20 protein-coding genes are annotated in these 24,427 nt (G+C 39.0%); all 20 read left to right on the forward strand.

Annotated elements, in window-relative coordinates; translation table 11 throughout:
* Positions 1 to 9: 9 nt before the first annotated feature.
* The 20 genes from ABE34_RS09295 (at position 10) to ribF (ending at position 24,054) form a co-directional block, all read left to right on the forward strand.
* Entirely contained in the window at positions 10 to 606 is a 597-nt protein-coding gene (locus ABE34_RS09295) for a hypothetical protein (protein ID WP_197141942.1), read from the forward strand.
* Between the two features lie 158 nt (positions 607 to 764).
* Positions 765 to 1,484, forward strand: coding sequence for a 30S ribosomal protein S2 (rpsB, locus tag ABE34_RS09300; RefSeq protein WP_049668466.1), 720 nt, complete (start codon positions 765 to 767; stop codon positions 1,482 to 1,484).
* A 101-nt stretch (positions 1,485 to 1,585) separates the two neighbouring features.
* Positions 1,586 to 2,473 (forward strand): translation elongation factor Ts, encoded by an 888-nt coding sequence (gene tsf / locus ABE34_RS09305; RefSeq protein ID WP_197141943.1) that lies wholly within the window; start codon positions 1,586 to 1,588, stop codon positions 2,471 to 2,473.
* A gap of 496 nt (positions 2,474 to 2,969) precedes the next feature.
* Positions 2,970 to 3,695, forward strand: a complete 726-nt coding sequence (gene pyrH, locus ABE34_RS09310; RefSeq protein WP_197141944.1) for a UMP kinase — start codon at positions 2,970 to 2,972, stop codon at positions 3,693 to 3,695.
* Entirely contained in the window at positions 3,695 to 4,252 is a 558-nt protein-coding gene (frr, locus tag ABE34_RS09315; protein ID WP_079560488.1) for a ribosome recycling factor, read from the forward strand. The genes pyrH and frr overlap by 1 nt, the downstream gene beginning before the upstream one ends.
* 790 nt (positions 4,253 to 5,042) lie before the next feature.
* Positions 5,043 to 5,837, forward strand: a complete 795-nt coding sequence (locus ABE34_RS09320; protein ID WP_079560490.1) for an isoprenyl transferase — start codon at positions 5,043 to 5,045, stop codon at positions 5,835 to 5,837.
* The gene (locus tag ABE34_RS09325; RefSeq protein WP_197141945.1) at positions 5,834 to 6,631 is read left to right on the forward strand and encodes a phosphatidate cytidylyltransferase; all 798 of its coding nucleotides are present in this window, start codon (positions 5,834 to 5,836) and stop codon (positions 6,629 to 6,631) included. Before ABE34_RS09320 ends, ABE34_RS09325 begins: the two co-directional genes overlap by 4 nt.
* 166 nt (positions 6,632 to 6,797) lie before the next feature.
* Positions 6,798 to 7,943 carry a 1-deoxy-D-xylulose-5-phosphate reductoisomerase gene (gene dxr / locus ABE34_RS09330; RefSeq protein ID WP_197141946.1) on the forward strand — a complete coding sequence of 382 codons (1,146 nt, stop codon included), beginning with the start codon at positions 6,798 to 6,800 and terminating at the stop codon, positions 7,941 to 7,943.
* Positions 7,944 to 7,988: 45 nt separating this feature from the next.
* The gene (gene rseP / locus ABE34_RS09335) at positions 7,989 to 9,251 is read left to right on the forward strand and encodes an RIP metalloprotease RseP (protein ID WP_197141947.1); all 1,263 of its coding nucleotides are present in this window, start codon (positions 7,989 to 7,991) and stop codon (positions 9,249 to 9,251) included.
* Positions 9,252 to 9,573: 322 nt separating this feature from the next.
* Complete coding sequence (locus tag ABE34_RS09340) at positions 9,574 to 11,280, forward strand: proline--tRNA ligase (protein ID WP_197141950.1); 1,707 nt, start codon at positions 9,574 to 9,576, stop codon at positions 11,278 to 11,280.
* A 229-nt stretch (positions 11,281 to 11,509) separates the two neighbouring features.
* Positions 11,510 to 15,841 (forward strand): PolC-type DNA polymerase III, encoded by a 4,332-nt coding sequence (locus ABE34_RS09345; RefSeq protein ID WP_197141952.1) that lies wholly within the window; start codon positions 11,510 to 11,512, stop codon positions 15,839 to 15,841.
* 763 nt (positions 15,842 to 16,604) lie between these two features.
* On the forward strand, positions 16,605 to 17,075 hold the full coding sequence (gene rimP / locus ABE34_RS09350) for a ribosome maturation factor RimP (RefSeq protein ID WP_079560495.1): 471 nt from the start codon (positions 16,605 to 16,607) through the stop codon (positions 17,073 to 17,075).
* 30 nt (positions 17,076 to 17,105) lie between these two features.
* Positions 17,106 to 18,245 carry a transcription termination factor NusA gene (gene nusA / locus ABE34_RS09355; protein ID WP_197141954.1) on the forward strand — a complete coding sequence of 380 codons (1,140 nt, stop codon included), beginning with the start codon at positions 17,106 to 17,108 and terminating at the stop codon, positions 18,243 to 18,245.
* 186 nt (positions 18,246 to 18,431) lie between these two features.
* Complete coding sequence (gene rnpM / locus ABE34_RS09360; protein WP_197141956.1) at positions 18,432 to 18,710, forward strand: RNase P modulator RnpM; 279 nt, start codon at positions 18,432 to 18,434, stop codon at positions 18,708 to 18,710.
* Positions 18,707 to 19,015, forward strand: coding sequence for a YlxQ family RNA-binding protein (locus ABE34_RS09365; protein ID WP_053483263.1), 309 nt, complete (start codon positions 18,707 to 18,709; stop codon positions 19,013 to 19,015). Before rnpM ends, ABE34_RS09365 begins: the two co-directional genes overlap by 4 nt.
* A 14-nt stretch (positions 19,016 to 19,029) precedes the next feature.
* A complete protein-coding gene (gene infB / locus ABE34_RS09370; RefSeq protein WP_197141958.1) occupies positions 19,030 to 21,285 on the forward strand; it encodes a translation initiation factor IF-2 in 2,256 nt (751 codons plus the stop codon).
* Positions 21,285 to 21,563: a DUF503 domain-containing protein gene (locus ABE34_RS09375; RefSeq protein WP_079560499.1), complete on the forward strand. Its 279-nt coding sequence runs from the start codon at positions 21,285 to 21,287 to the stop codon at positions 21,561 to 21,563. The genes infB and ABE34_RS09375 overlap by 1 nt, the downstream gene beginning before the upstream one ends.
* Before the next feature lie 101 nt (positions 21,564 to 21,664).
* Complete coding sequence (rbfA, locus tag ABE34_RS09380) at positions 21,665 to 22,006, forward strand: 30S ribosome-binding factor RbfA (RefSeq protein WP_079560500.1); 342 nt, start codon at positions 21,665 to 21,667, stop codon at positions 22,004 to 22,006.
* 169 nt (positions 22,007 to 22,175) lie between these two features.
* Positions 22,176 to 23,087 carry a tRNA pseudouridine(55) synthase TruB gene (truB, locus tag ABE34_RS09385; RefSeq protein ID WP_197141960.1) on the forward strand — a complete coding sequence of 304 codons (912 nt, stop codon included), beginning with the start codon at positions 22,176 to 22,178 and terminating at the stop codon, positions 23,085 to 23,087.
* A 13-nt stretch (positions 23,088 to 23,100) separates the two neighbouring features.
* The gene (gene ribF / locus ABE34_RS09390; RefSeq protein ID WP_197141962.1) at positions 23,101 to 24,054 is read left to right on the forward strand and encodes a riboflavin biosynthesis protein RibF; all 954 of its coding nucleotides are present in this window, start codon (positions 23,101 to 23,103) and stop codon (positions 24,052 to 24,054) included.
* Positions 24,055 to 24,427: the final 373 nt, after the last annotated feature.

The following is a 24,427-nucleotide window of genomic DNA, read 5'->3' on the forward strand; positions in this document are numbered from 1 at the left end:
GAGTTTACTATGACAATCATACTAATTGCGGTTCTATTTATTTTACAGCTACTTTCATTTTATTTCCTTATCATACTAAATACGAAGCTAGCAAAATTTAAGGATTTAGAAAAAAAACAGGAGCGCTTAATGCGTGAAATGGATGACACCATCAGTGTCTATTTAGCTGAGATGAAAGATGAAAATGATCGCCTCATTCAAGAGCTGCAAAGAGTTTCAAAGTCTGAAACTCAAAGGTATGCTGTGAAACAGGAAGAACAGATTGTGAGACAAGAGGAGAAGGAACAACCACCTTCTCTGACAAAGGAAGAAAGCGCAGTAGACGGTTCTATTAGTCTAGAACAGGAACCGCGCATTTATGTGCCCAAAAATATCGTAGCCAATGCTTATTCACGCCAGCAGCAAACTGGAGCTAAAGCTGAAGCTAAGGTGGTACATTCGGCCCAACAACCAAGTGATGCAATCGATAAGGAAGAAGCTAAGCCATTAACATTGGAACAACAAGCTATTAAATTAGCGAAACAAGGTAAAACATCAGAAGAAATTGCAAAACAGCTTCAAAAAGGAAAAACAGAAATCGAGCTTTTATTGAAATTTCATAACTAAAACAGTTGCGAATAGGGTAAAGCTATGATATAGTTGCAAATGGTGTTATTAATACACACGCATTTTGATGTAGTAAGTGGTGCTCTATTGCTTAGGGTAGCTTGTTGCAAGTGATAAATGCGGAGGATAAAAACCAAACATACTAGGAGGAAATACACATGTCAGTAATTTCTATGAAACAATTACTTGAAGCTGGTGTACATTTCGGTCACCAAACTCGTCGTTGGAACCCAAAAATGAAGAAATATATCTTCGTTGAGCGTAACGGGATCTACATCATCGACTTACAAAAAACTGTTAAAAAATTAGAGGAAGCTTATGACTTCATGCGTCAAGTTGGTCAAGATGGTGGTAAAGTTCTTTTCGTTGGTACGAAAAAACAAGCACAAGAAGCGATCAAAGATGAAGCTGAACGTTCAGGTAACTACTACATCAACCAACGTTGGTTAGGTGGTACTCTTACAAACTTCGGTACTATTCAAAAACGTGTTGCACGTATGAAAGCAATCGAAAAAATGGAAGAAGACGGAACTTTTGAAGTTCTTCCTAAAAAAGAAGTAATCCAACTTAAAAAAGAACACGAACGTCTAATCAAATTCTTAGGCGGTATCCGTGATATGCACGCTCTTCCAGACGTAATGTTCGTGGTTGACCCACGCAAAGAACGCATTGCTGTTGCAGAAGCTATTAAATTAAACATCCCTCTAGTAGGTATTGTTGATACAAACTGTGATCCAGATGAAATCGACTACGTAATCCCTGCTAATGATGATGCTATTCGCGCTGTTAAACTTTTAACTGCTAAAATGGCTGACGCTTTAATCGAGTCAAAACAAGGTGAAGAAGAAGCTCCAGCTGTAGAAGCTGCTGCTGAGTAATTCACGTTTAGAAAAAGGTGATAAGTGGCTCAGGACCCTTATCACCTTTTTTAGAACCTATCACTAAAATTTATACAACCAATTTGAGGAGGAAACACTAAATGGCAAACATTACTGCACAATTAGTAAAAGAATTACGCGAAAAAACTGGCGCTGGAATGATGGATTGTAAAAAAGCGTTAGTACAAACTGATGGCGATTTAGATGCTGCAATCGATTTCCTACGTGAAAAAGGTCTTTCTTCAGCTGCTAAAAAAGCTGACCGTATCGCTGCAGAAGGTACAACTTACATCTTAGAACAAGGTAACGAAGCAATCATCCTTGAAGTAAACGCTGAAACTGACTTCGTTTCTAAAAACGAAAAATTCCAAGTATTAGTTGCTTCTCTAGCTGAGCAATTACTTGCTGCTAAACCTGCAACAGTTGAAGCTGCATTAGAGCTTGCAAATGCTGAAGGTGTGAAAATTGCTGACCAAATTTCAACTGCAGTTGCAACAATCGGTGAAAAAATCACTCTTCGTCGTTACGAAGTGAAAACAAAAACTGATGCAGATGCATTTGGTTCTTATTTACACATGGGCGGACGTATCGGTGTGTTAGTTACTTTAGAAGGTTCTACAGATGCTGCTGCTGCAAAAGATGTTGCTATGCACATTGCAGCTATTAACCCTACTTACGTTTCTCGCGATGAAGTTTCTGCTGAAGAAGTTGAACGTGAGCGTAAAGTATTAACTGAACAAGCTCTTAACGAAGGTAAACCAGAAAACATCGTAGCAAAAATGGTTGAAGGTCGTCTTGGTAAATACTTCGAAGATGTTTGCTTACTTGATCAAACATTCGTTAAAAATTCAGATCAAAAAGTACGTGCTTTCGTTGCTTCAACTGGAGGTTCAGTAAACGGCTTCGTACGTTATGCTGTTGGTGAAGGTATCGAAAAACGTGAAGACAACTTCGCTGAAGAAGTAATGAGCCAAGTTAAAGGTAACTAATTTAGCTTGCATTTGATCCTAATCAAATAATATCTAGATTTTCTAGACAAAAAATGGGGAACACAACATAGCGTGTTCCCTATTTTTCCGAGATTAGCGAAAAAAATATAATTGGCTCGTCACCAAAAGTTGCGGATAACATTTGTTAAATCGTATGCTATGTATATAAGTTGATTGGAGTGAAGACTGGGCGACTCCTTGGGGATAAGCGATAGGGGAACGAAGGCTAAGAGCATCACGTCCTGTGATAACGCCTTCGTGACCAACAACCTGTTGCCCCAAGCGGCTCATCGGACGCCCCCAGGAAGCTCTGCGCTGCGCGAAAGCGAAGCGACAGCTACAAAGCGCCCAGTCGGAACGGGAATCAACCAACTTTATCGTGTTGAGCCACATAATTTTCTATTTTGCCTTATTCATAACTAGAAATTATTGTTATTTATACTATAATGGAAAAGGGAATAGAGATGTTTTAAATAAAGTCTGACGGAGGTTTACAATGAGTGTGCCACAATATAAACGAGTAGTTATTAAATTAAGTGGTGAAGCGTTAGCTGGAGAAGCGGGCTTCGGTTTATCACCAAAAATAATCAAGGCTGTTGCAGAAGAAGTAAAAGAAGTAGTAGATCTTGATGTAGAAGTTGCTGTTGTTGTAGGTGGCGGTAACATATGGCGTGGAAAAATCGGTAGCGAAATGGGAATGGATCGTGCAGCAGCCGACTATATGGGTATGTTAGCAACGGTTATGAACTCTTTAGCGTTACAAGATGCACTGGAGAAATTAGGAATTGAAACGCGTGTACAATCTTCAATTGTAATGACACAAGTAGCAGAGCCATATATTCGCCGTAAAGCAGTTCGTCATCTAGAGAAAAAACGTGTAGTAATTTTTGCAGCAGGTACAGGTAACCCATTCTTCTCTACGGATACTACAGCTGCATTACGAGCTGCTGAAATCGACGCAGATGCGATTTTAATGGCGAAAAATAATGTAGATGGTGTTTATTCCGCAGATCCGAAAGTAGATCCAACTGCCGTTAAATATGATACACTCACATACTTAGACGTTATTCAACAGGGCTTACAAGTAATGGATTCAACAGCTTCTACTCTATGTATGGATAACGATATTCCGTTAATTGTCTTCTCAATTACGGAACCAGGTAATATTAAACGTGCCGTACAAGGCGAGAAAATTGGAACAGTTGTTAGGAGGAACGCATAATGGCTAAACAAGTATTAGAACAAGCTAAAGAAAAAATGAACAAAACAATTGCCGCTTTTTCACGTGAACTAGCTTCAATCCGAGCAGGTCGTGCAAATGCTTCTCTATTAGATCGCATTACGGTTGATTATTATGGTGCACCAACACCGATTAATCAGCTTGGAGGTGTTTCGGTACCAGAAGCGCGCTTATTAGTTATTACACCTTACGATAAAACAATCTTAGGTGAAATCGAAAAAGCAATCATGAAATCGGATATTGGTATTACACCAACTAATGATGGATCTGTTATTCGTTTAATGATCCCGGCTTTAACAGAAGAGCGTCGTAAAGATCTTGTGAAGCAAGTGAAAAAAGAAGCAGAGGATGCAAAAATCGCTGTACGTAATGTTCGTCGCGATGCTAATGATGATCTGAAAAAACTTGAAAAAGCTGGCGAAATCACAGAAGATGGTCTACGTGGATATGGTGAAGATATTCAAAAATTAACGGATGAATTTATTGTTAAAGTAGATCAAGTAACGAAAGAGAAAGAAAAAGAAATTTTAGAAGTGTAAGCATAATTTGCTTTGCATATCTATGATGGAACTTTTTGATGAGATGAAGGCGTCCTATATATATAAAGGACGTCTTTTCTCTTTACTTTTAAATGATTATGTAAAAGGTTTAGTAAAGTCTTATACATTAAACATTAATTGCTTTAGGGAATACCTTTCAACTATTTTTTCTTTCTTTTAAGATTAAGAAGAACTGTTTTTTACGTGAAGAGAAAAACATTATTGAGGAATGAACGAGATAAGGGAAATACCTCTTAATAATCATACTTGAGTGGGCGTGAAAAAAGTTTTCTAGCCTTTCTTTATAAAAGAATTATCAACCAAAAGTTGGGGATGACATTTTCTTAAAACGTATGTCATGAGGATAAGTTGATTGGAGTGGAGACTGGGCGACTCCTTGGGGATTAGCGGTAGAGGAACGAAGGCTAAAAGCATCACGTCCTGTGATAACGCCTTCGTGACCAACATCGTGCTGCTGCCGCTACGTTGCACTCACGCTTTCGCGCAAAAGACATCTGTTGGCCCGAGACCCTGGAGCGAGCAACGCGAGTGAAGTGGCTCGTCGGACGCCCCCAGGAAGCTCTGCTCTGCGCGAAAGCGAAGCGTCAGCGGCAAAGCGCCCAGTCGGAACGGAAATCAACCCCACGTTATGGTGATCCTAAAATGTGTGTAGTTCTAAAATAAGATAGTTCATACATAGTCAATTTAGAGGGGAAAAAAAGACAAAAAGCGCTTTTGTTTGTTATGATAGGTTAGTATACGTCCGATTAGTTGTAGTGGGGGAGTTAGCATGTTTAAAAAGCTATTAGGTAAACAAATAAATATGGATTCACAATCATTGGAGGAACGTGTTGCCCTTGCTAAAAACGAGCCGATTCCTGCCCATGTAGCGATTATTATGGACGGAAATGGACGTTGGGCGAAGAAACGTGCCATGCCACGTGTTGCTGGGCACCACGAGGGTATGAAGACAGTCCGAAAGGTAACTAGATTTGCATCCGATTTAGGTATTAAAGTTTTAACGGTATATGCGTTTTCTACAGAAAATTGGAAGCGACCAAAACCTGAGGTCGATTTTCTAATGCGTTTACCTGTAGAATTTTTAGGTTCCTTTTTACCTGAAATGATGGAACGTAATGTACGTGTTGAAATGATAGGGGATCCATCTTTATTACCTGCACATACGCAAAAAGCGTTGTATGAGGCGATGGAGGAAACGAAACATAATACAGGATTAATATTAAATTTTGCCCTGAATTATGGAAGTCGTTCCGAAATGGTTAGCGCCATGAGAACAATGCTTCAAAAGGTGCAGGATGGTCAATTAACGATGCAAGAAATAACAGAAGAATGTTTGACATCTCATTTAATGACAGCTCATCTGCCAGAGCCAGATTTATTAATTCGAACAAGCGGTGAAGTACGCTTAAGCAACTTTATGTTATGGCAGCTCGCCTATACAGAATTTTGGTTTACAAATACATTGTGGCCAGATTTTAGCGAGGAAAACTTACTGGAAGCGGTGGAAAACTACCAGAAACGTAATCGCCGTTACGGTGGGTTGAAGGGAGAAGGAACAACTTGAAACAACGAATTATCACAGCAATAATTGCAGCAGCGCTATTTATTCCATTTGTTATTTATGGAAAAGTGCCATTTACAATTCTTGTGCTTGCAATGGCTGTTGTCGGCTTTTATGAAATACTAAAAATGAAAGGTATTTCACTTTTTTCAGTGCCTGGTTTTTTAGGGCTACTCACATTAATACTACTTGTTATACCAAAGGACTGGTCAAGTAAAGTAGTAGAAGCAATTGGCTATTCCTCTGATTTAATGGTTGTGTATGGTCTAATGATGCTATTGCTCATTTACGTAGTCCTTGTGAAAAATAAAATTACATTCGATGAAGTTGCATTTATTTTATTAGGTGCGTTTTATGTCGGATTAGGTTTCCATTTCTTAATTGAAACACGAAACTATGGTCTAGAGTTTGTCGTATATTGTTTACTAGTAGTTTGGACAACTGACTCAGGTGCATATTTTGTTGGAAGAAAATTAGGTAAAAATAAGCTTTGGCCTGAAATTTCACCGAAGAAAACTGTGGAAGGTTTTGTAGGTGGCATTGTCATAGCTGTAATCTTTGCTATCGCGATGCAAGCAATTTATCCATTTGCAAAAGGTTATGTCTCACTTATTTTCATCACAATCATTGCGTCAATTATTGGGCAAATGGGCGATTTAGTGGAATCTGCTATAAAGCGACATTTTGATGTAAAGGATTCAGGAAATATTTTACCTGGGCATGGCGGTATTTTAGACCGCTTTGATAGTCTGCTATTCGTCGTGCCTTTACTACATTTTTTACAACTTTTTTGGTAACTAAAAACAATAGGTGCTCATCGGACGCCTTAAAAAAGCGCCCAGTCGGAACCGATATCAACTCTACGATTTGATGATGAGCCATAATAATAGCATTTTCCTCTAGACAGAGTGGTAATAATCGTGCTATATCATTTGCTGAGATAGAAAAAGGGGACAATTTGTCGTGAAAAAAATTAGTTTACTTGGTGCAACTGGTTCAATCGGTTGGCAAACCTATGATATTTTAAAAGAACAACGCGATGCCTTTCATTTAGTAGCGTTTTCTTCAGGAAAAAATATCGAAAAAACGCGTGAAATGATTGAAACTTTAAAGCCAGAGCTTGTATCTGTTCAATTAGAAGAAGATGCAGTTATGCTCGCTAAAGAATATCCACAAGTACAGTTTACGTTTGGTGCAAAAGGGCTTGTAGAGGTTGCTACACATCCTGATTCAACGGTGCTTGTAAACGCGGTTCTTGGAAGCGTTGGACTAGAATCGACATTAGCTGCAATTCGCAGGGGCAAAAAAATTGCCATCGCCAATAAAGAAACGCTTGTAACCGCTGGACATTTAGTAATGGCAGAGGCCAAGAAATATAATGCAACAATTTTACCAGTAGATAGTGAGCATTCTGCGATTTTCCAATCGATGAATGGTGAGAATCCGAAAAATATTGAACGATTAATTATTACAGCTTCTGGTGGTAGCTTCCGTGACAAAACACGCGAGGAATTGAAGCATGTTACGGTTGCAGATGCATTAAACCACCCGAATTGGTCAATGGGTGCAAAAATTACGATCGATTCAGCTACAATGATGAATAAAGGACTAGAAGTTATTGAAGCACATGTCTTATTTGATATGCCCTATGATAAAATAGATGTACTTTTGCATAAAGAAAGTATTATTCACTCCCTAGTTGAGTATCATGATACTAGTGTCATTGCACAGCTAGGTACGCCGGACATGCGTGTACCTATCCAATATGCATTAAGCTATCCAGATCGTATGCCACTGCATAACGGACAACGACTTAATTTAGCACAAATTGGTCAACTTCATTTTAAAGAAATGGATTTAGAACGTTATCCAGCATTACGTCTAGCATATGAGGCAGGGCGCACAGGCGGTACAATTTTAACAGCGATGAACGCAGCGAATGAAGCGGCAGTTTCGGCATTTTTACAAGGGAAAATAACATTCCTTGAAATTGATGAAACGATTGAGCGTGTCATGCAAGCACATAACAATATAGCAGTACCAGATTTGCAAACGATTTTGCATGTAGACAGTGAAACAAGAAAAACAGTGTTAAACATGGTAAAATAAAGAGAGAAGATATCGTTAACTATTCGCTTTTAAAGGTGGGGTATTATGCAAACAGCTATTGCATTTATTTTAATATTTGGCCTACTTGTATTCTTTCATGAATTTGGTCACTTCTTGTTTGCGAAACGAGCAGGCATTATGGTTCGAGAATTTGCAATCGGTATGGGACCAAAAATTTATGGGAAAACACACGGTGAAACAATCTATACAATACGTTTACTGCCAATTGGTGGTTACGTTCGTATGGCTGGTGAGGACATGGATGGTACCGAACTACAGCCGGGTTACCGAGTAGGGCTTATTGTAGATGAAGATAATGTTGTAAAGAAAATAATCTTTAATCAAAATAATAAGCAACTACCAGATTTATTATTTTTAGAAGTTGAGCGTGCCGATTTAGAAAAGGCATTGTTTGTAGAAGGCTATGATGAAGAAGAAAAATTAGTTCGTTATAATGTCGCAAGAGATTGTATGCTCGTAGAAAACGGTAAAGAAACGTTAATCGCCCCATATGATCGTCAATTTAACGCTAAAACAGTTGGTCAACGTGCTATGGCAATCTTTGCTGGTCCGTTATTTAACTTTATATTAGCTTTTGTTATTTATTTGCTAATTGGATTAATTAATGGTGTACCTACGTATGAGCCAATCATAACAGAAGTTGTGGAAAATGATCCAGCTGCACAGGCTGGCATGCTTGCAGGTGATAAAGTAGTTGACATTGGCGGACAAGCGGTTGAAAAATGGCAAGATTTAGCCGCCATTGTACAAGATCATCCAGGCAAAAATATTAATGTTACGGTTGAACGAGATGGTCAGCGAGTTAACCTAAATATGACGGTTAAAGAAGTAGAACAAAATGGCGAAAAATACGGTCAAATAGGGGTTAAGTATGAGAGCCCGCGTGAATTTAATCCGTTAAAGGCTGTTGTTTATGGCGCTCAAGAAACGTATACTATGACTGCTCGAATATTTGAATTGCTTGGTATGTTAATCACCGGTAAATTCACGATTGATGCGTTATCAGGTCCAGTAGGCATTTATAAAGCGACTGAGCAGGTAGCTCAATATGGATTCATGAATTTAATGAATTGGGCTGCGATGTTAAGTATTAACCTTGGAATTATGAATTTATTACCGCTTCCAGCACTTGACGGTGGCCGTCTATTGTTCTTCGGCTTCGAAGCAGTAAGAGGTAAACCAATCGATCGTCAAAAAGAGGGTCTTGTGCATTTTGTAGGTATCGTACTATTGATGATCTTAATGGTTGTTGTTACATGGAACGATATACAAAGATTTTTCTTTTAACATATTTCAGCAGATGCCAAACATCCGCTGAAATATGTTAAAGCCTCCGGCGGATGTCACGAAATCGGAAGGGAGTTCTTTGTGCAAGCACAAAGCCGATTTCGGACGCAATTATGCCTAGGCATAATTGATCTAATAAATGAAGTTAAGTTTTTCAAGTGAAACATTATTTAGAGGAAGCCCTGGCAATTTCGCCAAGGTGAAAATTGATTGGAAAAACATAGCTTTGAGCGCAATTTTTTTGAAACATTGCGTTCAAAGCTAAATTTGTTTATGCTAATTAGAGTATAAAACTTATTTATTAAAAAAGGTGGAACACTGAATGAAGCAAAGTAAAACATTTATCCCAACGCTACGTGAAGTACCTGCTGATGCAGAGGTAAAATCACATAAGCAATTACTGCGTGCAGGGTTTATTCGTCAAAATACAAGTGGGGTATACTCGTATTTACCGCTTGCAAAACGTGTGTTAACAAAAATAGAAAATATTGTTCGTGAAGAGATGGAAGCAATCAATTCAATTGAACTTTTAATGCCTTCATTACAATCTGCGGAACTATGGCAGGAGTCAGGCCGCTGGGAAAAATATGGTCCAGAATTAATGCGTTTAAAGGATCGTCATAATCGTGATTTCGCATTAGGGCCAACACATGAAGAAGTGATTACAACATTAGTACGTGATGAAATTAAATCATATAAAAAATTACCGTTAACACTTTATCAAATTCAAACTAAATTCCGTGATGAAAAACGTCCTCGCTTTGGTTTACTACGAGGCAGAGAGTTTATTATGAAAGATGCGTATTCTTTCCATGCATCGCGTGAAAGTTTAGATGAAACATATGATGATATGTATCGTGCCTATTCAAATATTTTCTCTCGTCTTGGTTTAAACTATCGTGCAGTTATTGCAGATGCAGGCTCAATTGGTGGGAAAGGTACACATGAATTTATGGTGCTTTCTGAAATTGGGGAAGATACAATTGCATACTCTGATACATCTGACTATGCTGCGAACATTGAAATGGCAGAAGTTCTTGTAGACTATCAACCATCAGATGCAACATTAAAAGACCTTGAAAAAGTGGCAACACCAAATCAAAAAACGATCGAAGAAGTAACAGCTTTCTTAAATGTTGACTCTTCAAATGTCATCAAGTCATTAGTATTTGACGTAGATGGTGAATTAGTAGTTGTTCTTGCTCGTGGAGATCACGAAATTAATGATATTAAACTGAAAAATGCACTGGATGCTGGTTCTGTTGAACTTGCTAGTGAAGAGGCAATCCGCGAATTATTAGGCTGTGGAGTTGGTTCAATCGGTCCTGTTAAATTACCAGTAGACGTAAAAGTAGTAGCTGACAATGCTATTAAATCGATTCGTAACGGTGTAGCCGGTGCAAATGAGGATGGGTTCCATTTAGTAAATGTAAATCCAGAGCGAGATTTTGCAGTGAATGAATACTTGGATATTCGATTTATTCAAGAGGGTGATCCATCTCCAGATGGACAAGGTATTATCAAATTTGCAGAAGGTATTGAAGTTGGTCATATTTTCAAATTAGGAACAACTTACTCTGAAAAAATGAATGGTACATTCTTAGACGAGCAAGGTAAGGCACAGCCATTTATTATGGGATGCTATGGTATTGGAGTATCACGTATTTTAGCTGCTGTTGCAGAGCATTTCCAAGATGAAAATGGTTTTGTTTGGCCAACACAATTAGCTCCTTATGATATTCATGTTGTACCTGTTAATACGAAAGATGAATCACAAGTTGCCTTAGCTGATGAGCTATACGGTTTATTAAAATCATACCGTTATGATGTGCTATTAGATGATCGTGCAGAGCGTGCAGGGGTTAAATTCGCAGATGCTGACTTAATTGGCTTACCTGTCCGTGTTACAGTAGGTAAAAAAGCAACTGAAGGTATTGTTGAGGTTAAATTCCGTCAAACAGGTGAAACGTTCGAATGGAAAAAAGAAGAGGTCATTGATCGCTTAAATGAATTTTTCCGCAAACATTAAATTCCTTTAGAAGAACCGCTGTCCTAAATGGTATTAAATAGATAAAAAATTCGCGCCACTTCTCGGGGACAGCGAGCCAAGCATGAATTCATAGATGTTTAGGATTTGTGAAGCTTGACGGTCGCCCGTGGAAAGGGTGCGAATTTTTTTCTTCAAATTGTAAATGTTGGTGAGGAAATAAAAATGGGGCATGTAAGACTGTCTCTTTCTGAAAGTAGGTGTCAATAGATTGGAACAGCAACAAGAAGCAAGAGTAAGGTTTCAAACGCTCTTGCAACAACTAGAATTAACAGAAGATGTGTATATGTCCTTTTTTGAGGAAGGTGAATTATCACGACTAACTGTACACAAAAAGAACAGGCTATGGAATTTCGCCATTAAATTACGAGATATACTTCCTTTTTCGCTATACCAACTTTTTCGTACTCGTTTAGCTGAGAAATTTTCAGCTATCGCTGAAATCCACACAACTTTTGATACGGTAGAGAAAAATGTGACGGAGGAGCTTGTCCAACAATATTGGTTAACAGTAGTAGAGCAAATCGATGATATGGCGCCACCTTTAAAAAATTGCCTAGTATCGCAAGTCCCTATGTGGAATGGGCAAAAAATTACGTTATCCTGCATGCAGGAAATGGAATTTATGATGCTGAAAACAAAGTATGCAGAAAAGCTTTCTGCAAGCTATAGTCAGTTCGGCTTTCCGCATATTGTGCTAGATTTCGTACTTCAAGATCAAACAGAAGAAATGATTGCGGCACAGGAAGCTTTCATGGAACAGAGGCGTTTGGAAGAAGCCGCTTTAGCTCAGCAAGCGATAGAAGACTACCAAAAACGTGAGAAGGAGAAGAAAGAAAATCCTGCTCTTGCGAATCTTGGTGATCGACCATTCCAACTTGGTATGTTAATTAAAGATGATGAAACAATGGAAATTAAACGCATTGTTGAGGAAGAACGTCGTGTAATCATTGAAGGCTTTGTATTTGATGCAGAAGTTAAAGAGCTGAAAAGCGGTCGTTCTTTATTGCAAATTAAAATTACCGACTATACGGATTCCATCGTTGTAAAAATGTTCTCACGTGATAATGATGATGCGGAACTTATGCAACATTTGAAAAAGGGTATGTGGGTAAAAGTCCGAGGCTCCGTACAAACTGACACATTCATTCGTGATTTAATCGTTATGGCAAACGATATTAATGAAATCAAAAAAGAAACACGACAGGATAAGGCACCAGAGGGAGAAAAACGGGTTGAATTGCATTTGCATACACCAATGAGCACAATGGACGCTGTGACACCAGTTGATAGACTTGTTTCTCAGGCTGCGAAGTGGGGTCATCCAGCCGTGGCTATTACCGACCATGCTGTTGTACAATCCTTCCCAGAGGCTTATGCAGCAGGGAAGAAACATGGTATAAAAGTTATTTATGGATTGGAAGCGAACTTAGTAGATGATGGTGTACCGATTGCTTATGCAGCTGAGCACCGATTATTAGATGATGATACTTATGTCGTGTTTGACGTAGAGACGACAGGTCTATCTACTGCTTACGATACAATCATTGAGCTTGCCGCGGTGAAAATTAAAGATGGGCAGGTAATCGACAAATACGAAAGCTTTGCTAATCCCCATCACCCACTTTCAGCCACTACCATTGAACTGACAGGCATTACAGATGATATGGTACGTAACGCGCCAGAAGTGGAACAAGTCATTAAGGAGTTCCATGCATTTATCGGAGATGGTATAGTAGTAGCCCATAATGCATCATTTGATATTGGCTTCTTATACACAGGCTATAAAAAATATGGATTAGAGGGAACAATTCATCCAGTTATTGATACATTGGAGCTAGCTCGATTACTTTATCCAACGATGAAAAACCATCGACTAAATACACTTTGTAAAAAATTCAATATCGATTTAACTCAGCATCACCGAGCTATTTATGATACCGAAGCAACCGGCTTCTTACTTTTACAGCTGTTAAAAGATGCAGATGAATTAGGTATTAAATATCACGACGACTTTAATAAGCATGTTGGTGGCGGGGACGCCTATAAAAAGGGAAGACCAATGCATTGTACGATATTAGCTGTAGATAATGCTGGACTAAAAAATTTATTTAAATTAGTCACCCACTCCCATACAAAAACGTTCTATCGTGTTCCTCGTGTCACACGAGCGGTCTTAGAGCAATATAGAGAAGGATTATTAATCGGATCAGGTTGTAATAATGGTGAGCTATTTGAGACGATGATGAATAAATCCCCAGAGGAAGCAGAGCAAGTTGCGAGATTCTATGATTATATTGAAGTTCAACCAAAGGCCGTGTATGCACCGTTAATTGAGCGCAATGTCGTACGTGATGAATGGACACTTGAAGATATTATTCGCAAGCTCGTAAAGCTAGGGAAGAAAATCGATAAACCCGTTGTAGCAACCGGTAATGTTCATTACTTAGATCCGACAGATGGGATGTTTAGACAAATACTAATTGGCTCTCAAGGTGGTGCCAACATATTAAATAGATCGAAGCTGCCTGAGGTTCATTTCAGAACGACGGATGAAATGCTTAAAGAATTTGATTTTTTAGGGCCGGATCTTGCGAAAGAAGTAGTTGTTACCAACTCTCAAAAAGTCGCAAATATGATTGGTGATGTTAAGCCCATTAAAGATGATCTATACACACCAAAAATTGAAGGCTCAGATGATGAGGTCACAAATTTAACTTATGAAATGGCTCATAGTATATATGGAGAAGAGCTACCAGAAATCGTGAAGGCCCGAATTGAAAAGGAATTAAAGTCGATTTTAGGTCATGGTTTCGGAGTAATTTACTTAATTTCTGCGAAGCTTGTGAAAAAATCATTAGCTGATGGCTATTTAGTAGGTTCCCGTGGTTCAGTTGGATCTTCATTAGTGGCGACCTTTATGGAGATTACTGAGGTAAATCCACTTCCTCCTCATTATGTTTGTCCAGATTGTAAGCATTCAGAGTTTTTTAATGATGGTTCAGTAAGCTCAGGCTATGACTTACCAAATAAAGATTGTCCGGAATGTGGATCACCTTATAAAAAGGATGGGCAAGATATCCCATTCGAAACGTTCCTTGGCTTTAAAGGAGATAAGGTACCTGATATTGATTTGAATTTCTCCGGGGAATATCAACCACAAGCCCATAATTATACGAAGGTATTATTCGGTGAAGATTATGTATTTCGTGCAGGAACAATCGGTACAGTTGCAGAGAAAACAGCGTATGGCTACGTAAAGGGCTATGCCAATGATAATAATCTACATTTCCGCGGTGCCGAGGTAGATCGTTTAGTACAAGGCTGTACAGGCGTAAAACGTACAACAGGACAGCACCCTGGAGGAATTATCGTAGTACCAGATTATATGGATATTTTTGATTTCTCACCAGTACAATTCCCTGCGGATGCACAGGATGCAGAATGGCGTACAACGCACTTTGATTTCCACTCCATTCACGATAATATTTTAAAACTTGATATACTGGGGCACGATGATCCGACTGTGATTCGGATGTTGCAGGATTTATCAGGGATAGATCCAAAAACCATTCCAACAGATGATCCAGTCGTTATGAAAATCTTTAGTTCGCCAGAAACTTTAGGCGTAACAGAAAAACAAATTGGCTGTAAGACAGGAACACTCGGCATTCCAGAGTTCGGTACCCGTTTTGTACGCCAAATGCTTGAAGATACAAAGCCATCAACATTCTCGGAGCTCGTGCAAATTTCAGGACTATCACATGGAACAGACGTATGGCTTGGTAACGCGCAAGAGTTAATTCAAAATGGTACATGTGTGCTGAAAGAAGTAATTGGCTGTCGTGACGATATTATGGTGTATTTAATTTATCAAGATTTAGAACCGTCACTGGCGTTTAAAATTATGGAATCCGTGCGTAAAGGGAAAGGATTATCTGACGAATTTGAAGCGGAAATGCTAGCGAATAAAGTACCAGGCTGGTATATCGAATCATGTAAAAAGATAAAATACATGTTCCCAAAAGCCCATGCTGCCGCCTACGTGTTAATGGCAGTGCGTATTGCATGGTTTAAGGTACATTTCCCAATCCTTTATTACGCAGCGTATTTCACAGTTCGTGCAGATGATTTTGATTTAATTGCCATGGTACAAGGTCCGCAAATGATTCGTACTAAAATTGATGAAATCAATCTGAAGGGCTTAGAGGCTTCAACAAAAGAGAAAAACCTATTAACTGTAATGGAATTAGCACTTGAAATGTGTGAGCGTGGTTTCAACTTCCAGAAAGTGGACTTATATCGTTCGCAAGCTAGTGAATTTATCATTGATGGGAACTCTTTAATTCCACCATTCGATGCGATACCTGGACTTGGTACAAACGTTGCTAAACAAATTGTGGCAGCACGTGAGGACGGAGAATTTTTATCGAAGGAAGATTTACAGCAACGAGGTCGTGTATCCAAAACGTTAATAGAATACATGGATCAATTGGGTTGTTTAGAAGGAATGCCTGATGCCAATCAGTTATCACTTTTCTAATCTTCAATATGATAGTGTTGTATCAAGCGATGTCTAATTGTATCACTATCAATTATGAATAACTTATCCGATTTTTGATCAAATTAAGTTCGTCATCAAAGTAGAGATGACTTTTGTTAAGACATAGGTCATTCATATAAGCTGATTGGAGTGGAGACTGGGCGACTCCTCGGGGACCAGCGATATTGAGGAACGAAGGCTAAAAGCATCACGTCCTGTGATAACGCCTTCGTGACCAACATCCTGCTGTTGCCGCTGCCGCTTCGCTTTCGCGCAGACCATTTTGCTGTCGCTGCGCTTTGGCACAAACAAAACCAAAACCCTATGCTGCCGCTACGTTGCACTCACGCTTTCGCGCAAAAGGCATCTGTTGGCCCGAGACCCTGGAGCGAGCATCGCGAGTGAAGCGGCTCATCGGACGCCCCTAGGAAAGCGCCCAGTCGGAACGGAAATCACCTCCACGATATGGTGATGAGCTTAAATTAAGTATAAAATTCAATTTCCAGACACAAATTATGGCTATACCTAATAGATGTCTAGAAAAAGGAAATTTGCATTGTGCTGTAAACTATGCTATCCTTATGGTAATAATTTGTTGATATTTTTCCAGCAAAAGAGTGGGACCTTCCCGCTCTTTTCTGTTGTTATACCGTAGCAAAACAAATTTTTGACTAACAGCAGGTAAGACCGTTAAATTTCACCAAAGCTACTGGTGGAATTTCTGTTTTATTACGCCAGAATTTGATAGATACAGGAGGAAACAATGAGCAAAGTACCATCTTTAATTGAAGAGCTCGCTAAACCGATTGTTGAAGAGTTGAATCTTGAGCTTGTAGATGTCGAGTTCGTAAAAGAAGGACGTAACTGGTTTTTACGTGTTTATGTGGATACACCTGAAGGTGGAATTGACATTGAACAATGCGCTCAAGTTAGTGAACGACTAAGTTTGCTATTGGATGAAAATGATCCAATTACACAAAACTATTATTTAGAAGTTTCTTCACCTGGAGCAGAACGTCCATTGAAAAAAGACACTGATTTTGAAAAAGCGATTGGCAAATTTATTTATGTTAAAACCTATGAGCCCATTAAGGACATGAAGGAATTCCAAGGCTACTTAACGTCATACGATGAACATACATTAGTGATGGAAGTACGCATTAAAACGCGTAAAATTACAGTAACAATTGAACAAGAAAAAATCGCATTGGCACGACTTGCCATCGATTTTTAAGCATATTGCATATTTAGGAGTGAAAATAAAATGAGTAGTGATTTGTTAGATGCGCTAAATGCGCTAGAAGAACAAAAAGGAATTTCAAGAGATGTGTTAATTGAAGCAATAGAAGCGGCATTAGTTACAGCTTACAAACGCAACTTCAATCAAGCACAAAATGTTCGTGTGGACTTAAATTTAGATAAGGGCTCTATTCGTGTCTTTTCACGTAAAGATGTTGTTGAAGAAGTAGAAGATGATCGTTTACAAATCTCTGAAGAAGATGCTAAGGCAATCAACCCTGCATATCAATTAGAAGATATCGTGGAGCAAGAAGTGACACCTCGAAACTTTGGTCGAATTGCTGCACAGACAGCGAAACAAGTTGTTACACAACGAGTGCGCGAAGCAGAACGTGGCTTAATTTACGAACAATATGTGGACCGTGAAGATGATATCGTAACGGGTGTAGTTGAACGTCTAGATGCTCGTAATATTTACGTAGGTCTAGGAAAAGTAGAGGCTGCATTACCACAAAATGAACAAATTCAAGGTGAAACATATCATCCACACGACCGTATCAAGGTCTATATTACAAAGGTTGAACGTACAACACGCGGACCACAAGTAATTGTTTCACGTACACATCCTGGTTTATTACGCCGCTTATTTGAAATGGAAGTACCTGAAATTTACGAAGGTATCGTAGAAATTAAATCAATTGCTCGTGAAGCAGGTGACCGTTCTAAGATCTCTGTTTATGCACATAACGAAGAAGTAGATCCAGTAGGTTCATGTGTAGGGGCAAAAGGCGCTCGTGTGCAAACAATTGTAAATGAATTGAACGGCGAAAAAATCGATATCGTTGAATGGTCAGAAGATCCAGTTGTATTTGTAGCAAATGCTCTTAGCCCATCAAAGGTTTTAGATGTTCAAGTTGATGAAGAAGAAAAATCTACTACAGTTGTTGTTCCAGACTATCAATTATCATTAGCAATTGGTAAACGTGGTCAAAATGCTCGTTTAGCTGCGAAGTTAACTGGCTGGAAAATTGATATTAAGAGTGAAACAGATGCTCGTGAGTTAGGTATTTATCCATCTGCTACAAGCACTTTCATACCTGCTGAGGATGAAGAAAGTGATTTTGATGATGTGACAGTTGACTTATATCAAGACGACGAAGAATAAGTAAGAAAGCCCGTGTGACTAGTTAACTACCATTATTCAGTAGGCGTTGGGCTGCGCCGACTGAATAATGGCAGAGCCTACAATTGAAAATAGTACGGTATTTAATTAAAATGCAAGTATATAACCAATGTAGTGCACGGCTAGTCCACCTCTTACGACAAGCTTCAGAGAGGAAAGGTGATTCTTATGGTTATTAATAAAAAAGTACCTCTTCGAAAATGTGTAGCTACTGGAGAAATGCTACCGAAGAAAGAAATGATTCGTGTCGTTCGTTCGAAAGAGGGCGAGGTAAGTGTAGATGTTTCCGGGAAAAAACCTGGACGTGGTGCCTATGTCTCTAAATCAGAGAAAGCGATTGAAATCGCCCGTAAGAAAAATGTTTTAGGGCATCAACTTGATGTGAAAATCCCTGAAGAAATCTACGAAGAACTTATTTTGTTGATTCGTAGGGAGTCTATATTATGATCAATCAAGCAGTGCATAATTTGCTTGGAATAGCGGCAAGAGCCCGTAAAGTGATTTCAGGAGAAGAGTTAGTAGTAAAGGAAGTCCGCAATGGTAATGCTAAGCTAGTACTGCTTGCAAACGATGCTTCTAAAAACTCTAGCAAAAAAATTCAAGATAAATGCACGTACTACAACGTTGAGTATCATGTAATTGGTGATCGTTATGATCTAGGACATGCTACAGGTAAGGAGGCCCGAGTGGCTTTAGCTATTACCGATAAAGGTTTTGCAAGTAAATTGTCTAGTCTACTCAACGAAAAATAATCGGGGGTGAGCAGATGACCAAAATCAGAGTTCATGAATATGCGAAACAAGTGAATAAAACGAGTAAAGAGGTTATTGAAGCACTAAATAAATTAAATGTGAGCGTAACAAATCATATGTCAATGTTAGAAAACGACATAGTGACAAAGTTAAACCAATCATTTAAAAATAATAAAGATGTGAAGCAACCTACTCAAAATGTTTCGCAAAAACAGCAGCAACCGGTAAAAAAGCAAGAAGGGCAAAAGCAACAATCTGCTACTTCTAAGCCTAAAGCAAATAATCAGCAACAAACGCGTCAAAACTCAAATTCGTCTAACGAAAAATCTAAGAATATAAAAGGTAATCAAAATAGAAATATGACACAAAATAATAATAATAACAATAATAATAATAATCGCAGAGGTGGCGGTGGTTACAACCAACGTCCAAAACCAGGAATCCATGGCGGAAAACGTCGCCATCCAAAAACGCATCAACCGAGCCTGCCAGTGAAACAAAAGGAATTACCAGAAAAAATTACTTTTGTTGAATCACTTTCTGTAGCGGAATTAGCAAAAAAATTACACCGTGAACCATCAGAAATTATTAAAAAATTATTTATGCTTGGTGTGATGGCAACAATTAACCAAGAATTAGATAAGGATGCAATTGAATTAATTTGTGCAGACTATGGTGTAGAAGTTGAAGAAGAAATTCGTGTAGATATTACGGATTTAGAAACACACTTCGAACAAACAGAAGAAGTTAACGAGGCGGAGTTATCAGAACGTCCTCCTGTAGTAACAATTATGGGTCACGTTGACCATGGTAAAACTACATTGTTAGACTCTATTCGCAATACTAAAGTTACCGCTGGCGAAGCTGGAGGCATCACGCAACATATCGGTGCATATCAAGTTACTGAAGGCGACAAAAAAATTACATTCCTTGATACACCAGGACACGCTGCGTTTACAACTATGCGTGCGCGCGGTGCGAAAATAACTGACTTAACGATTTTAGTAGTAGCTGCGGATGATGGCGTTATGCCACAAACAGTAGAAGCAATTAACCACGCAAAAGCAGCAGAAGTACCAATTATTGTTGCAGTCAACAAAATGGATAAACCTTCAGCTAATCCAGACCGTGTAATGCAAGAGTTAACAGAGCATGGCTTAGTTCCTGAAGCTTGGGGCGGCGAAACTATTTTCGTACCAATCTCAGCATTAAAAGGCGAAGGCATTGACACATTACTTGAAATGATTTTACTTGTCGCTGAAGTTGGGGAACTAAAAGCGAACCCTAAACGCTTAGCACTTGGTACAGTAATTGAAGCACAACTAGATAAAGGTCGAGGCTCTGTTGCAACACTTTTAGTACAAGATGGAACATTAAAAGTTGGAGATCCAATTGTTGTCGGCCATACTTATGGTCGTGTACGTGCTATGGTGAATGACAAAGGCCGTCGTGGAAAAGAAGCTGGACCATCAACGCCAGTAGAAATTACAGGTTTAAATGATGTACCACAAGCAGGCGACCGTTTCGTAGTCTTTGAAGACGAAAAAACAGCACGTCAAGTTGGTGAAACTCGTGCAATGTCAGCGATTCAAGCACAACGTTCAGAAAAACAACGCGTAACGCTTGATAACTTATTCGAACAAATGAGTCAAGGCGAAATGAAGGAGCTTAACTTAATTGTTAAGGCTGACGTTCAAGGTACTGTAGAAGCTATGGCTGCATCATTAATGAAAATTGATGTTGAAGGCGTAAACGTGAAAATTATTCACACTGGCGCTGGAGCGATTACAGAATCTGATATTTCTCTTGCTGCAGCTTCAAATGCAATTGTTATCGGCTTCAACGTTCGTCCGGATGTCAATGCAAAACGCGCGGCAGAAGAAGAGGGCGTAGATATTCGTCTACACCGCATTATCTATAAAGTAATCGAAGAAATTGAACAAGCAATGAAAGGTATGCTTGATCCAGAATTTGAAGAAAAAATTATTGGTCAAGCAGAAGTTCGACAAACAATTAAAGTATCAAAAGTTGGTACAATTGCTGGTTCATACGTAACAGAAGGTAAAGTAACTCGTGATTCAGGCGTACGTGTAATTCGCGATAATGTAGTAATTTTTGAAGGTGAATTAGATACACTTAAACGTTTTAAAGATGAAGTAAAAGAAGTTGCCCGAGGTTACGAATGTGGTATTACAATTACAAACTTCAACGATATTAAAGAAGGCGACATTATCGAAGCCTATATTATGGAAGAAGTTAAACGTGCTTAATGATCGTTTACGCAGAGGTTGAATTCATTATTCAAACTGCCCATTCGTTGAAGGAAAAACGAGCTGTCTTACAGCGTATGATTACCCGAACGAAACAAAAATTTAATGTATCGATTGCGGAAATTGATCATCAAAATGTATGGCAACGCACGAAAATAGCGCTTGTTGCTGTTTCTTCTTCAAAAGAAGCAGCCGAGCGTGAAATTAATCACGCGCTTCACTACTTACAGTCAAATCCATCTTGGGAACAGCTAAATGTGTGGCGGGACTATTTATAAGTTACATTAGAAGTCGTGTTGTATGATTTACCACTTTGCATGAAAAACTATGTGTAAGTGAGAACACAACTTTCTGTACATCGAAATTGAGGTGACAAACTATGTCTCTACGCTCAAACCGTGTCGCTGAGCAAATGAAAAAAGAGCTTGGTGATATTATTGGACGTAAAATAAAAGATCCGCGTGTTGGTTTTGTTACTGTTACTGGTGTTGAAGTAACAGGTGATTTACAGCAAGCGACAATTTATATTACAACTCTAGGCAATGAACGTGAAAAAGAGGATACACTAAAAGCTTTATTAAAGGCTTCTGGTTTTATTCGCTCAGAAATCGGTTCACGAATCCGCTTACGACGTACACCAGAACTAATTTTTGAATTCGATTCATCGATTGAATATGGGAACCGTATCGATACATTGCTACGTGGTTTACACGAAGAATAAGATAACTAAAAAAGTCTGCCATATGCATGTTCATGCAGGCAGGCTTTTTTACATTGATTGAAATATAACAAGGCATTTTGAGCCCTATCACTTCTATTAAAAAGGTGATAAAAGTTAGCGGACTCTCAAAATAGGCTAAAAATGAATTGATATTTTTAGGAGGAAATTTATGAACGGTATTTTACCACTTTGGAAGGAACGCGGCATGACAAGTCATGATTGCGTCTTTAAATTACGAAAAATTTTACGCACAAAAAAAGTAGGACATACAGGCACGCTTGACCCTGGTGTCGAGGGGGTTCTCCCAATTTGTATTGGTCAAGCAACACGCATTGCAGAGTATTTAACGGATGCAGGAAAAACCTATGAAGCAGTTATTTCAATTGGCCGTACAACGACAACTGAAGATGCAGAAGGAGAAACGGTTGAGCAAGATCATACGAATAAAAAGTTCACACGTACTCAATTGCAAGAAGTTTTAGCCTCGCTTACAGGTGTCATTCAACAAACGCCACCAATGTTTTCAGCTGTCAAAGTAAATGGTAAACGTCTCTATGAATATGCTCGAAAAGGCGAAATCGTCGAAAGACCGACACGTCAAGTTACTATTTATGCATTAGAGCTACTAGATGATGCTGAACTATATGAAGGACAAGAAATTACATTCCCTGTACGGATAGCGTGTAGTAAAGGGACGTATATTCGAACACTAGCTGTCCAAATCGGAGCGGCGCTTGGCTATCCTGCGCATATGAAAGAGCTCGTACGCACAGCCTCAGGTACGTTTACACAAGAAAATTGCTTTACATTGGCACAGGTAGCTGAGCTGATGGAAGCTGAACAAATCGATACATGCATTTTACCAGTTGAGTATGCATTGACAGACTATCCATTTATTGAAATAACTTCTGCTAATGAAAAAGAAATTTTCAATGGACAAGTGCTTCCCGCAGATGCATTATTAAAGATACATGATAAAATTGTTTTTGGAATCAGTGGGAAAGCAGTTGCGGTCTATCAAGCCCATCCTACAAAGGAAGGGTTTATGAAGCCACATAAGATGTTTCCGACGATAGAGTAGGAGGATTTTTTGTATGGAGGTCATTCATTTAAAATACCCACATCAGCTACAGCAACGAGAAAGCATGCAACCGTATTCATTGGCACTTGGCTTTTTTGATGGTGTACATAGAGGGCATCAGGCAGTTATTCAGACAGCGAAGGAAGAAGGAGACAAGCGTCAAATTCCAACGGCTGTTATGACATTCGATCCACATCCTTCTTTAGTGCTAGGCGGTCGTAACGAAAAAGTATTTTATATAACGTTATTACAGCAAAAATTGCAGCTATTTGAAGAACAGGGCGTTGATACAGCATTTGTTGTACATTTCACTTCTGATTTTGCAAAGCTTTCACCTGATGCATTTATTGATACATTTATTCGTGGGTTGAACATTCAACATGTTACAGCTGGCTTTGACTATTCTTTTGGTGCATTCGGTAAAGGTAAAATGCAAGATATGCGTGCATTGAGTAATGGAGATTACGGCGTAACAGTTGTTGAAAAGAAAACCGACGATATCGAAAAAATTAGCTCTACACGTATCCGAAAGCTTTTACAAGAGGGGGATATGGAAGCAGCAAGATTGCTTCTAGGAAGACCATTTGAGATTACAGGTATCGTTGTACATGGTGATAAGCGAGGGCGCACAATTGGTTTCCCAACTGCCAATGTCCAAGCGTTAGAGGGAACTTATATCCCAGCAAGCGGTGTATATGCGGTTCGATTACTTGTGCAAAATAACTGGTATGATGGTGTATGTAATGTAGGCTATAAACCAACATTTAAAGATCCAAATGACAAGCAATTATCCATCGAAGTCCATATATTAAACTTCGAAAAAAATATTTACGGTGAAGAAGTACATGTCGCTTGGTATAAACGTATAAGAAGTGAACGAAAATTCGATGGTATAGAAGCTTTGAAAGCCCAAATCGAAAAGGATAAACAAGAAGCAATTGACTATTTTGCGCTTATGAAAAGCTAAAACGTATGCCATTTCTATAAGTTAATTGGCGTGGAGATTGGGCGGCTTTTTAGGCTTACCTGATCACTTTTCAGGGATACCTGATCATTTCCGAGGCTAACCTGATCACTATTCTGGGATACCCGATCATTTCCGAGGCTAACCTGATCACTTTTCAGGGATACCTGATCATTTCCGAGGCTAACCTGATCACTTTTCGGGATACCTGATCATTTCCGAGGCTAACCTGATCACTTTTCAGGGATACCTGATCATTTCCGAGGCTAACCTGATCATTTCCGAGGCTAACCTGATCACTATTCTGGGATACCCGATCATTTCCGAGGCTAACCCGATCACTTTTTAGGAGGACCCCAAGAAAGCTAACGCTTCG

The sequence above is a fragment of the Lysinibacillus sphaericus genome, from assembly GCF_015844675.1.
Classification (GTDB): Bacteria; Bacillota; Bacilli; order Bacillales_A; family Planococcaceae; genus Lysinibacillus; species Lysinibacillus sphaericus_E.

Coding starts and splice junctions, on each gene's coding strand:
- ABE34_RS09295 (WP_197141942.1), top strand. CDS start 10: ATGACAATCATACTAATTGCGGTTCTATTTATTTTACAGCTACTTTCA.
- rpsB (WP_049668466.1), top strand. CDS start 765: ATGTCAGTAATTTCTATGAAACAATTACTTGAAGCTGGTGTACATTTC.
- tsf (WP_197141943.1), top strand. CDS start 1,586: ATGGCAAACATTACTGCACAATTAGTAAAAGAATTACGCGAAAAAACT.
- pyrH (WP_197141944.1), top strand. CDS start 2,970: ATGAGTGTGCCACAATATAAACGAGTAGTTATTAAATTAAGTGGTGAA.
- frr (WP_079560488.1), top strand. CDS start 3,695: ATGGCTAAACAAGTATTAGAACAAGCTAAAGAAAAAATGAACAAAACA.
- ABE34_RS09320 (WP_079560490.1), top strand. CDS start 5,043: ATGTTTAAAAAGCTATTAGGTAAACAAATAAATATGGATTCACAATCA.
- rseP (WP_197141947.1), top strand. CDS start 7,989: ATGCAAACAGCTATTGCATTTATTTTAATATTTGGCCTACTTGTATTC.
- ABE34_RS09340 (WP_197141950.1), top strand. CDS start 9,574: ATGAAGCAAAGTAAAACATTTATCCCAACGCTACGTGAAGTACCTGCT.
- rimP (WP_079560495.1), top strand. CDS start 16,605: ATGAGCAAAGTACCATCTTTAATTGAAGAGCTCGCTAAACCGATTGTT.
- nusA (WP_197141954.1), top strand. CDS start 17,106: ATGAGTAGTGATTTGTTAGATGCGCTAAATGCGCTAGAAGAACAAAAA.
- rnpM (WP_197141956.1), top strand. CDS start 18,432: ATGGTTATTAATAAAAAAGTACCTCTTCGAAAATGTGTAGCTACTGGA.
- ABE34_RS09365 (WP_053483263.1), top strand. CDS start 18,707: ATGATCAATCAAGCAGTGCATAATTTGCTTGGAATAGCGGCAAGAGCC.
- infB (WP_197141958.1), top strand. CDS start 19,030: ATGACCAAAATCAGAGTTCATGAATATGCGAAACAAGTGAATAAAACG.
- ABE34_RS09375 (WP_079560499.1), top strand. CDS start 21,285: ATGATCGTTTACGCAGAGGTTGAATTCATTATTCAAACTGCCCATTCG.
- rbfA (WP_079560500.1), top strand. CDS start 21,665: ATGTCTCTACGCTCAAACCGTGTCGCTGAGCAAATGAAAAAAGAGCTT.
- truB (WP_197141960.1), top strand. CDS start 22,176: ATGAACGGTATTTTACCACTTTGGAAGGAACGCGGCATGACAAGTCAT.
- ribF (WP_197141962.1), top strand. CDS start 23,101: ATGGAGGTCATTCATTTAAAATACCCACATCAGCTACAGCAACGAGAA.